This window comes from Pedobacter sp. UYP1, assembly GCF_040547305.1.
Taxonomy (GTDB): Bacteria; Bacteroidota; Bacteroidia; order Sphingobacteriales; family Sphingobacteriaceae; genus Pedobacter.
The window spans coordinates 96,665-109,498 of record NZ_JBEPPL010000007.1 but is presented as its reverse complement, the minus strand read 5'-3'; the positions used below and the strand labels follow the sequence as shown (position 1 = coordinate 109,498).

Annotated in this window: 6 protein-coding genes; 5 read left to right on the top strand and 1 reads right to left on the bottom strand. The window is 39.3% G+C overall.

Going from position 1 to position 12,834, the window contains the following annotated elements; translation table 11 throughout:
• The first annotated feature begins 363 nt into the window (after positions 1 to 363).
• The 3 genes from ABIB30_RS15420 (at position 364) to ABIB30_RS15410 (ending at position 3,704) form a co-directional block, all read left to right on the top strand.
• On the top strand, positions 364 to 1,734 hold the full coding sequence (locus ABIB30_RS15420) for a hypothetical protein (protein ID WP_354303491.1): 1,371 nt from the start codon (positions 364 to 366) through the stop codon (positions 1,732 to 1,734).
• Positions 1,719 to 3,077, top strand: coding sequence for a sulfatase-like hydrolase/transferase (locus ABIB30_RS15415; RefSeq protein ID WP_354303489.1), 1,359 nt, complete (start codon positions 1,719 to 1,721; stop codon positions 3,075 to 3,077). The genes ABIB30_RS15420 and ABIB30_RS15415 overlap by 16 nt, the downstream gene beginning before the upstream one ends.
• 147 nt (positions 3,078 to 3,224) lie before the next feature.
• A complete protein-coding gene (locus tag ABIB30_RS15410; protein WP_354303487.1) occupies positions 3,225 to 3,704 on the top strand; it encodes a peroxiredoxin family protein in 480 nt (159 codons plus the stop codon).
• An 81-nt stretch (positions 3,705 to 3,785) separates the two neighbouring features.
• On the opposite strand, the gene ABIB30_RS15405 is transcribed toward ABIB30_RS15410, so the two are convergent.
• Positions 3,786 to 4,790: a hypothetical protein gene (locus ABIB30_RS15405; RefSeq protein ID WP_354303485.1), complete on the bottom strand. Its 1,005-nt coding sequence runs from the start codon at positions 4,788 to 4,790 to the stop codon at positions 3,786 to 3,788.
• A gap of 113 nt (positions 4,791 to 4,903) precedes the next feature.
• Between ABIB30_RS15405 and ABIB30_RS15400 the strand changes: the two genes are divergently transcribed.
• Together ABIB30_RS15400 and ABIB30_RS15395 are read left to right on the top strand one after the other, a co-directional pair.
• A complete protein-coding gene (locus tag ABIB30_RS15400) occupies positions 4,904 to 5,149 on the top strand; it encodes a hypothetical protein (RefSeq protein ID WP_354303483.1) in 246 nt (81 codons plus the stop codon).
• Between the two features lie 626 nt (positions 5,150 to 5,775).
• Positions 5,776 to 12,816, top strand: a complete 7,041-nt coding sequence (locus ABIB30_RS15395; protein WP_354303481.1) for an SDR family NAD(P)-dependent oxidoreductase — start codon at positions 5,776 to 5,778, stop codon at positions 12,814 to 12,816.
• Positions 12,817 to 12,834: the final 18 nt, after the last annotated feature.

Here is a 12,834-nt window from a genome sequence, read left to right as displayed (position 1 = left end):
TTTTCAAGAAGCAAAAACGATTTTAAAATGCACCAGATAAATAATTTTTTTTCCTCCTGGTAATGAATAAATTGAACAATCTGATTGCCTCAATTAATAGGTAGTTTTCAACTCTTAAATGAGGCTTCATAATTTTTTTAATACACATTAAACCTTTAAAAAAAAATAAAGTCTCAAACGATATTTACTAAATAATAACCTTATGATCAGTTATTTACTTTACATTGACCCGGGGACAGGGAGCCTGTTCTTTCAAGCTATTTTGTCAGCTATTCTTACACTATCTGTTTTTGGGAGCAAATTGAAATTATTTGTTTTACACTTCATCAGAAACATTAAATCCAGGAAAGGAAGCAAAGAATAATGAGTTTATTGCAAGCAATTTCCTATAAAGATCCTGCTGGTTTTGTCGTTAAATTAGAGGATGGATATTATAGATATATTGCTCCTGATTATGCCATGGAATTTGATCACCTGACCAGATCAGGACTCTATCAGACTTTGATAGATCAGGAGTTAATGATACCCCATACTGAGGTTTTACTGGATGATAAATTTCCAGGTTATTATAAGAAAATATTTCCCCGGCAATTAGCTTTTATATCCTATCCCTTTGAGTGGTCTTATGCACAATGGCAACAAATGTTACTGGCATACATCAGGATTAATCAGCTCTCGCTGGCACATGGAATGATTCTAAAAGATGCCTCCCCCTATAATTTTACTTTTCACAATGATAAGTGTGTATTAATTGATACGCTGTCTTTCAGTTTCTATAAAGATGGAGACCCATGGATAGCTTACCGGCAGTTTTGTGAAGAATCGCTGTCTCCATTTCTGCTTATGCATTATAAAGATCCAGTGTGGTCAAAATTATACAGAGGAAGTATTACCGGGCTGCCTCTTCCTTTTGTGAGTAGTCATTTGCCCTTCAAAACACGGTTTGATCCCTTCTGTTTAATTCATATCCATTTACATTCCCGCTTTAGCAATGATAAAAAAAGTAAAAGAGGAACGACAAGTCAGGGGCTGAATAAAGAGAAATTAAAGATTCTCTTTGATACCATTGCTAAAAATATTCTCACTAAGAAGCAACCTTTACTTAAAAATAGTATATGGGATCACTACTATGAAAATGACATTGAAAGCGAAAGATATATCGTAGCTAAAGTAGATATTATGACCAGGTGGCTTTCAGAAATAAGACCCGGTGTGACCATTGATCTGGGTGCAAATACAGGTAAGTTCTCTCGTTTAGCTGCTCAGTTTTCAAAAACCGTTTATGCAGTAGAAAGCGACATCTATTGTGTGGATGAGATTTATAAGAGCAATATTGAAACAAAAGATAACAATATCACTTCAATTTTAGCAGATCTTGCAGACCCTTCGCCAGGTCTGGGTTGGCATAATGATGAAAAATCACCTCTTTTAAAGCGATTAAAAGGAGAGATGGTAATGGCACTTGCCTTAATTCATCATTTATGTCTGAGCAGAAATTTGCCAATTCCTTTTGTTGCACGGCTTTTCTCTGAAATGACCACACAGTATGCAATTGTTGAATTTGTGCCAAAAGAAGATCCTAAATCCAAGCTGCTATTACAGCATAAAGGAGATATTTTTGAATATTATACAGAAAAAGAATTTATAAGTTCGTTTGAACAGCACTTTAAATTGGCAGCATGCCATCCATTTGAAAACTCATTAAGAAAGTTGTTTTTATGGGAAAAATTATAGAAGACTGGCTCAGCAGAGCAGTATTTGTTTATAGTTTCGGTTTGTTTTTCCTCATTTATAAAAGTACGCTCTATTTTGCATCGTTTGAGCCATTAACTTTTATCTGTTTTTTTGCAGTTTATTGTCTGATCAATTATGTCATTCTGTTTGTCCAGGAAAAACTGGGACTTTATGAATATGGGACATTGTGGCTCATATTCTCCTGGATAATCGTGTTGTTCATAGACCGGGTTTCAGATCTTCTGAGTAAATTTATTGATCCATCGTTTTTTCATCTGAAGTATGTCATCATTCTGATCATCATACCTTGTTTAATACTAGGTCTGATCAGTAAGAAAACGGGCTCACGGAAACTGAAGAAATTGAATCCCATTCTGAATGTTTTTGTTTTTATTCTCATCGGTTTAACTTTGCTTTCAGGGATAAGACTTGATCAGCAGGAAAAAAAGCATACTGTTGCTTTGACTAACAGAAAACTACCCGCTTTTGAAATTAAGAACAATAAGGATCTGATATGGATATTACTTGATGAGTATGCTGATCCTGCTAGTTTGAAAACTCAGTTCAAATTTCATAGTTATCTTGTAGATTCTCTGGAAACAAAAGGTTTTTTTGTTTTTGATACGCTTTGCTCACGCAGCGATGCAACTGTTCATTCAATTAACAGTCTTTTTAATCTTGATGATAGTATTTCCATGCCAAATTACAGCTATGCTACGAATAGCTTAAATCAAAGCTTATGGATCAAATCCTTGCAGCAAAAGGGCTATGAATTTGTTAACCTTGACTTTTTTAACATCGGAGGGCATCCTAAATTTTATTTACTGAGATTTTTTACAGATAATTATATCGATCAGCTTATAGAAGGTTCTGTTTTTTCAATCTTGGTAAATAAAGCGATTAAAGAAGAAATGCCTGCCGATCGGTACAATCAGAAAATAGTTAGTGCCTTTAATTTAAAGGTTCGTGAAAAAAGAGCCAAACCAGTTTTTATCTGGGCACATTTATTAATACCGCATGAACCATTTTACAGGGGTGCAAATGGACAGCTTAATAAAGACCCGGTTTTAGATACTAAGTCTTCTTCACCTGCAAAGGTAGCCAGTCAATATACAGCCTATCTCAACTACGGAAATAAAGTAGTACTGGAAATGTTAAATGGAATTCCGGACTGGAGAAATAAAACGATTGTGATTTCGGGAGATCATGGAGCAAGGATGCTTGTGCCTGATAATGACCCCAGAAGGAAACAACCTTTTGGTGCAATCTATTATCCTGGTATGGACAAAAGAGATTTGAACAAGATTAAGTATATGCAGCAAATCCCATTTCATCTTCATTAATAAATGAGTAGCAGACAGCTTTGTTTTATAATTTCCTCCCTTGCGAGATCATTTATAACGGTTATGTTTCTAAAAACTGTAAATGAGCTGACATAAAGCAAAATTGGGAAACCGATATTTGTGGCGAGTATAAAATTAAATCATCATATGAAATTATTAATAACTTGTCTTACTGTTATCTTTTTCTCTCTTTCTGCTTCAGCGCAGGACATAGGTTCAAAAATACCTAACGCTATCTTTTACAACAGAGATAATACTCCTTTTTCTACTTACAATATCCCTAATGGGAAAAAGTCACTGATTATCTTTTTTGATGCGACCTGTGAACACTGTCAGAAAGTGGTTGCGCAAATGAGTAAAAGAATAAAGGAATTGAAAAACGTAAATGTCTATATGATTTCACAAGATGAGTACAGATCTATCGATTACTTTATGACCAATTTTGGGAAACCATTTTTACAGCAAAAAAATGTAAAGGTAGTTCAGGATCGTGACCATGTATTTATCATGGCATTCCACCCTAAGCAATATCCTGCTATTTATCTATACAACGCAGATAAAAGTTTGGCGTTTACTTCGAGTAATCAAAACGATGTACCTAAGTTTTTTAAACTGATTAATCCTTAGTAAAATAGAACAGACAATAAAAAATCCCTCTCTGATCAACAATCAGAAAGGGATTTTTTATGAATCAACTGACTGCACAAACTAATCAACCGTGTGCACAATAACAGCTTCGCGTTTACGCGCAGCAGCACCCGCACCTAAACTAGCACTTACCGCACCTAGCAATAAGCCAAAGAAAGAGAAAATTGCGAATTTAGAAAGACCTGATGCTACATCGTCACCCACCTCTTTTGCTTTCTCTACCGCTTGGTCCTTAGCCTGTTTCATTTTTTCTTTTGTTGTTTTTATGGTACTTACCCAATTGTCAACAATTTGCTCAGACTCTACTTTGGATTTTCCTGTTCTGTTCATGACTATATTTACCAGCGCATCACGATCTGCTGCCTCAAATGTAGCATCACCAGAACTAAACAGCTTAGCAAATAATGAATCTAACTTCTGTCCGGCCTGTTGTGGATTTTCTAACACCGATTTACCTGTGTTTTCTGCTTTACCGGCTGCCTGGTTTGCTTTGTTTTTGAGGTTTTCAGGTTGCAATTCTTTCTTGCCAGTCTGTTTAAGCAATAATTCTGCCTCATTTTTCATTTTCTCCAGAGCGCCTCCATCTATATTCAGCTGATCTTTAATCAGCTCACCTGCTTCTGGCGCAACACTCTTGACTCCTTCACCAGCCATCGACAGTCCTTTGGTAATTACTGAACCTGCTCCGCCAACAATTTTGCTTACCGAAGAGGTCACTAAGTAAATATTTAAAAAGGTCAGCAGGCACCAGGTAATCAGACCATGTAAAATAAGATCTGTTTTTTGTACCTGGTTAGAGAACCAGCCAGCTACCCAACCTCCTGCAAACAAAGAGATAAGCATCGTGACGATCCACCAGATCAATGCACCTGTCCCTAATCCACTGAATGGTTTGGCATCTTCTACAGGATTAATGCTTCCAAAGCCAATGCTCAATCCTAATAAGGTTAATAATAATTGAATTGCGATTGCAATAAATACCCCGGCAAATACTGCACTCCAGGATAAACGGCTGATAAATCCCAAAGGAGATTTATCAGTTAATGTGTGAACTGATTTAATCATAATGTTTGTTTTAAATAGGTAGATAAATAAATGTTTGCAAATCAGGGGATGAAATAAACTAAATACGCCATTTCTTTAGATGCTGACAGACAACAACATAATTTTCAGAATGTTTGAATGCGCTTAAACCTGTAGGGAATGTCATCACAAGTTTATATGTTTACAGCATGGAAGTTAAACTTGACAAAACCACACTGCCGCAACACGGCCAGCAGGTGCTATTTCAAACTGTCATTGATGAGGAGTATGAAACCTGGCAAGAGGGGATTTACAATGCAAAAGCTGAATATATAAGAATCTCAAAAGGAGATATTTACGACATGTGGGGAGACGTAGTCAGATGGGAACCGTCAGTTTAAGAACTTATGCTCCGAAAGCTTGTTCATTATTCTGTAAAGTCTGAAATTAACTAAAAATAAAAGATAAAATCATCTTAAAATACCTTTTTCTTTACCCAATCCGGGTGTACATTCGCTATTGCTTAAATTGTATTGAGCATAAAAACATGGCTGCTATAACTCTATAGTGGCTATTTTTGTTCTAAAATATCTCATTTATAGTGTGTTAGATATTTTTTTTTCAAGTTAGTAAAGGTTTGAACTTATACTTGCAACCACTGGTAAAATCTTTTCAGCCACTTTAACTATCGGCTATTTGCTTTATTTCATTTCATTTTGTTTTACCGGTTTTCCGGTTTTTATTTCTTTCATGTTATTATATTGTGAATAAATAATACCTGTTTTATTCTTTTTGTTCATTCCTCTTTCTGAGGTAGAAACCAATAACCAGAGTCGTAAATTTGTACTATTGAAAGAATTAAGACTCACCTTGATTATAGTTTTTTCGATTTAGCTAATTTATTGGCTTAATTGTCACTATTAGGGCGATAGGCGGGACGGATTCTTTGACATGCTGGATCAATTTGTAATAGAAGTTTTTGACAGAATAATATCTATAAAGTTTAATATTTTATCTACCTAATAATATGGAAAATCTTAAGATAATCGGAATAACCCCATTTGAGAAGCCAGATACCGAACTTGCAATTGCTTTAAATCAATCAGGAATATTTCCTGTACTAAATCTTGGTTATCAGTTACCTGAAGCGATTCAGGCATTGAATAAATTAGTGCAAAGTGGTGTGACAGATTTTGGAGTATCTATTCCGTCTTCTGATTTGACAACCATCGAACTCCCTGTACAAGTAAGTCTGATTATAATTCCTGATGGCGTAGAATTTCAGCGTAAAGCAGGAGTGAAGCTTATTCGCCAGGTTTATGATCTGACATCGGCAAGACAAGCTAAAATTACGGCTGCCGATGGAATTATTGTGAAAGGAAATGAGGGTGCAGGACGAGTTGGACATGAATCCTCCTTCGTTTTGTTTCAACGTGTGATACAAGAAATCAAGGACATTCCTGTTTGGGTACAAGGTGGTGTTGGTCTACATACCGCTGCTGCTTTAGTTGCTCAGGGAGCTGCCGGGATTATACTCGATAGTCAGCTGGTCTTATTTCCAGAATGCGGCGCACCTAAATCTATTAAAGATATTTGTGCTAAATTAAGTGGGACAGAAACCAGGTTATTCGGCGATTACCGGTTGTTATCACGTCCAAACTCACCTGTTGTCGCACAGGACATCACCCCGAAAGAACTTACTGCTTATTTTAATGATTTCGATCTGGAAAAAAGCTACCTCCCATTGGGGCAGGATATTACGCTGTCTGCAGATCTTTTTGGCAGGTATAAAAAACTAAGCAAACTCGTATTTGGTATCAAAGAAGCTATTTACGGACATTTGAATCAAGCGAAATCACTCAACGTAATCAGTCCTGAGAACCCATTAGCTAAAGAACTTAACCTGACTTATCCCATTGCACAAGGTCCAATGACAAGGGTAAGCGATGTAGCACAATTTGCAGATGCCGTATCTGGTGCTGGGGCCTTATCTTTTATCGCTTTATCCTTACTCAAAGGAGAAACAGCAAAAAACCTGATCAAGGAAACTAAAAGGCTCGCAGGTAAAAAGACCTGGGGAGTAGGTATTCTTGGCTTTGCGCCGCAAGAACTGCGTGATGAGCAAATGCAATATATTCTGGAAGAGAAACCGCCAGTAGTTTTAATTGCAGGAGGTCGTCCATCACAGGCAAAACCACTGGAGAAAGCAGGTATAAAAACATTTCTTCATGTGCCTTCGGCATCTCTGCTGGACATGTTCTTAAAAGAAGGAGCCCGTAGGTTTGTTTTTGAAGGCCGCGAATGCGGGGGGCATGTTGGCCCGTTGTCAAGTATGGTACTTTGGGAAAAACAAATTGAACGTTTACTAAAAGAAGATAACCCGGAACAAATCAGTGTGTTTTTTGCCGGAGGTATTCATGATGCTTTCTCTACCGCATTTATTTCTATTATGGCTGCCCCACTTGCTGCAAGGGGTGTCAAAGTGGGCGTGCTGATGGGTACAGCATATTTGTATACCAAAGAAGCCGTAAGTACTGGAGCTATTCAGGAGAAATTTCAGCAGCAGGCTGTACAAGCTAGTGATACAATATTATTGGAAACAGCTCCTGGCCATGAAACAAGATGTCTTAAATCCCCATTCTCTGATTTCTTCAGTGAAGAGAAGGTCAAACTTCAGCAATCAGGGATAGATAAAAAAGAAATATGGGCAAAACTGGAAACGCTGAATGTAGGTCGTTTAAGAATTGCTGCCAAAGGAATAGAACGCAGAGGAGATGAACTGGTTACGATCAATGAAGCCGAACAACTTACCCTGGGTATGTATATGATTGGCCAGATTGCCGCGTTGCAAAATAAAGTAGTTTCCTTGCTTGAACTGCATCAGGATGTAGCAGAAGGTAATTATCAGCATGTGCTGAATGCGGCCCTTTCTGTTCCACCAGAAAAAACAGGTAAATCTCTGGATGTTGCAATTGTAGGGATGGCTTGTATTTTCCCCGGAGCAAAAGATCTGGAAGAATACTGGAGTAATATTATTTTAGGGAAAGACAGTGTAACTGAAGTTCCTGACGAACGCTGGAACAAAGAATTATATTATGATCCGGAATCTACAGCAGGCGATATGTCACACTCTAAATGGGGTGGTTTTATTCCTAAAATAGATTTCGATCCGGTTGAATTTGGTATTCCGCCACAATCACTGGCAGCGATAGAGCCTACCCAGTTGTTAACGCTGATGGTTGCTAAACAAGCCATGGAAAATGCAGGTTATCTGGATGGCGGTTATGACCAGGAAAATGTATCTGTAATCATTGGTGCAGAAGGCGGTAACGATCTGGCAAACAGCTACGGATTCAGATGTTTCTATAAACAAGTATTCGGAGAGATGCCTGAAGAAATTGACCGTGCTTTGCCTAAAATGACGGAAGACTCCTTCCCGGGTATTCTGGCTAACGTAATTTCAGGAAGAGTAGCCAACAGGCTAAATCTGGGTGGACGTAACTTTACCGTAGATGCTGCCTGTGCATCCTCTCTGGCGGCCGTTGATTTAGCTTGTCAGGAATTATTTTTGGGCAAGTCTGATATGGTACTGGCAGGAGGAGCCGATTTACACAATGGGATCAATGATTACCTGATGTTTTCAAGCACACATGCACTTTCACGTAAAGGCAGGTGCGCAACTTTCGATGCTGAAGCAGATGGAATTGCCCTGGGTGAGGGTATAGCTATGGTTGTTTTAAAAAGACATGAAGATGCCTTGAGAGATGGCGACCGTATTTATTCAGTTATCAAAGGTGTTGGCGGCTCAAGTGACGGTAAAAGTTTAGGCCTGACTGCGCCGCGCAAAAATGGGCAGGTACAAGCACTGGAACGTGCTTATGACCAGGCAGGAATTACTCCTTCAGTAGTTGGGCTGGTTGAAGCTCATGGAACAGGAACTGTAGTGGGTGACCGCACAGAACTAAGTGCATTGACAGATAAATTTATCCAATCTGGCGCAGTTGCCGGACAAGCGCACCTGGGCTCTGTAAAAACTCAGATCGGACACACAAAATGTGCTGCTGGTCTTGCAGGTCTGATTAAGGCATCGCTGTCTGTTTATCATGGAATTAAACCACCTACTATCAATCTGAAAAACCCGAATAGCTATTATAATGCAAAAACCAGTCCTTTTGCTTTCCATACTGAAGCAGGATTGTGGACTGAAGAAAAACGTTACGCGGGTGTCAGTGCATTTGGCTTTGGAGGAACTAATTTCCACGCTGTAATTGAGAATAAAAACCCTGTAAATACAACATTGCCGACCTTGAAAACGTGGCCTTCAGAGCTTTTTGTTTTCAGAGGTGACACTTATGATGAAGCAAAAAATAAATTAACAGCAGTCAAAACATTGTTAGACAGCAATGCGCAGGTTGATTTAAAAGATATCGCCTACAGTCTGGCTATGGCCGATAGCAAACCTATACAACTTTGTATCGTTGCAGATCGTCAGGAAGATCTGAATATGAAGGTGGAACTTACACTTTCCGGTATTGAAAGTAAAGATACTTACGCCACTAAAAAAAGAGACGGTAAAGTAGCTTTTATGTTCCCCGGACAAGGCAGTCAGCGGATTAATATGGCAAGAGATCTTTTTGTCATCTTCCCGGCCATGCGCAGCTTATTAAAAGACTTACCTGAATACGAAAAAGTACTGTTTCCAAATGCAGTATTTGATGCTGCTTTGCTCAAAGGACAAAAAGAAGCTATTAAAGATACCCGTATGGCACAACCGATACTGGGAATTGTTAACCTGGCTATCGCCAGCTTCCTGAGAGAACTAGGTATTGTACCTGACATGGTTGCCGGACACAGTTACGGAGAATTGCCAGCACTATGTTTTGCTGGTGCATTTGCTGAAGATCAATTGGTACAATTAAGTTCCGCAAGAGCAAAATCTATTCTGGACGCTGTTGAAGGCGAAGATACCGGAGCAATGATTGCAGTCAATGCTAAGCAAGAAGAACTGCAGAAAATCATTTCAGGTTTAACTGATATCTATGCAGTGAATTATAACTCCCCACTGCAATGTGTGCTGGCAGGAACTACGCCAGCAGTTCAGCAGCTGATGGAAGTACTTAAAGTTGCTAAAATATCTTTCAGACCATTGGAAGTTGCCTGTGCATTTCATAGCCCGCTGGTTGTGAAATCAAAAGAACTTTATCAGCAGGTATTGGCAGATGTGCAGTTCAGTGATTTGAATTTGCCGGTATGGTCTAATACTACGGCGAGAGAATATCCGGAGCAGGCCGCACAGATTAAAGAAAGACTGACAGATCATCTGATCAAACCAGTGAAATTTGTAGATCAGGTGCAGGAAATGTATGCTGCAGGAGCCAGAATTTTCATCGAAGTTGGCCCGGGTAAAGTATTGTCAGGTCTCACCAAAGCCTGCCTGGGTAAAGACGAAATTCTGATGCATGCTGAAGATAACGGCTTGAATAAGCTGACCCATCTTTTAGGAATGCTGGCCAGTTACCTCTCTACCGGACGTAACATCCATATCGAGAAATTATTTGAAGGCCGCGGCGCAAGATTACTAAATCTTAATGAACCGGCATTGTATAAAAAAAGCCCTACAGTCTGGTTCGTTAACGGCCAGCATGCAATCCCTTCAAACGGAAAATTGCCAGCTAACGGGGCGTTACCTATCATACAACCTATCCAAATGAAAAACACAGAATTAAGATCAGAACCTTCACAAAACGCTCACTCTGCCGGTGATTTGATGATGCAGGAATATCTGAACAGTATGAAATTATTAATTCAGGCACAGCGGGATGTCATGCTTACATTTTTAGGGCAAAATGTTCCTTTTAATCATGGATTAGCTAATCCTGTAGCTTTATCGCAGCCTGTTTTTACACAACCAGTACCACAAGCTGTTCATTACGAAGCCGCAGCGCCGCAAGCAGTTGTACAACAACCAGCAGCCGCAGCGTTTCAGCCAGCAGAACAAAAGGATGTTAAACTTGCCTTATTGCAGATTGTAAGCGAGAAAACAGGTTATCCCCAGGAAATGCTGGGAATGGAGATGGATCTGGAAGCTGATCTGAGCATTGACTCTATTAAACGTCTGGAAATTATAGGTGCCCTGCGCACCGAATTAGGAGGCTTCAGCAGTACGCAAAGTGAAGATACAGTCATGGAGCAACTAGCTGGTATCAAGACCTTAAACGGGCTGGTTAATTGGATCACCGAAAACGCAGCACCAGCCAGTACTAATGTATCTGCAACCATCAACATAGAAGTTACCGTTAAAGGTAATCAACCTAAGTTTTCAGCAGAAGAGCTCAGAGCAGCAATCCTCTCTGTAGTGAGTGAAAAAACAGGCTACCCTGAAGAAATGCTGGGAATGGATCTTGATTTGGAAGCGGATTTAAGTATTGACTCCATCAAAAGAATGGAGATCATCGGTGAACTGAAACTGAAAATTGGTTTTAGCCAGGGACAGGAGCAGGGCGATGACATCATGGAGAAACTAGCAGCCATTAAAACACTGAATGGACTGGTTAACTGGATTTCTGAAATTGATTCAGAAACCAATGAAGTACTTACGGAAGCGAAAAAAATCATAGAAGAAACCGTAGTAGACAATTCGAGTCTGGAAAAATTATCCAGATTACGTTTTGAACTGACCCCGGCAGCAGTATCTGATATTGAAGCGGCTATCCTTAAAGGACAGCGTTTTGCCATCACTGATGACGGTAATGGACAAGCTATCAAGATTAAAAACCTGTTCAAAAAAAGCGGTGCTTTGGTAGATGTGATATCATCAGGTGATGATTTGGAAAGCTACCAGGGACTGATTATCCTGAATATGTTTACCACAGAAAAGAAATCAAGTATCATAGATCATTTTGCTATGATCAAACAGCTGAATTTTGAAACAGTAAAATGGATTTATATGATTTCTGACATCAAAAGTCACCTGAATGAAATTGCTGATGTAGAAATGCTGAGACTTTACCAGGGCTATTCAGGATTCTTCAAAAGTCTGGACAGAGAGTATGAAAATACCAAGTGCAGAATTGTAAGCCTGGAAACGAAAATGTCTGGTGAAGCTATTGCCAGCATTACCCTGAATGAGATTTTAAACCCTGATAAACCATCGGAGATTATTTACCATGACCAAAAAAGACAGATCATGGAACTGATTCCTGCAGAATTGATTACCGGACTCGAAGATTCTCATATTCAGCTGGATAAGGATGCGGTTGTACTGGTTCTGGGTGGCGCTCAGGGAATTACAGCCGAGCTGATGATTCACTTTGCAAAAGATTTCCCTTGTAACTATATCCTGGTTGGCCGTTCGGCTGATCCAAAATCAGCTGTTCAGGGCGTAGCTGCATCCTTAAAAACAAAAGATGAAATCAGGAGCTTCCTGGTTCAGCAGGGCGAACTTAAAAAACCAGCTGAAATAGAGCAGGAGACGGCCCGGATTTATAAAAATAATCAAATCCTGCATAGCATTGCCATGCTCGAAAGCGGAGGCTCTAAAGTGGTTTATGAATCCATGGATCTGCGTGATGAAGAAGGCCTGAGCCGTTTTGTAGACAGCGTCTACAAAGAATATGGCCGTATTGATGGCGTGGTACATGGGGCAGGTCTATTAGAAGATAAATTGTTCCACAGTAAAACATCAGAATCTTTTGAACGCGTATTTGAGACCAAAGTCACTCCTTTAAGAGTACTTGCCGAAAAATTAAAAGTTGAAACTCAATTTGTCATTCTTTTTTCAAGTATCGCTTCTGTTTACGGGAACCGCGGACAAACAGATTACGCTGCTGCAAATAGTGTAATGGATAAATACGCCTGGGCATTGAAACAGAAGATTAATGGAAAGGTACTGGCTATCAACTGGGGGCCGTGGAAAGGAGCCGGTATGGTTTCTCCAACACTGGAAAAAGAATATGAAAGAAGAGGCATAGCCCTGATACCATTGCAAGACGGTATGGAGACGTTCTTAAATGAACTTAAATATGGAAAAGAAAGCCAGGTATTAATTATGGCTGGAAATAACTGGTAGCTGATCTGTTTAAACGAA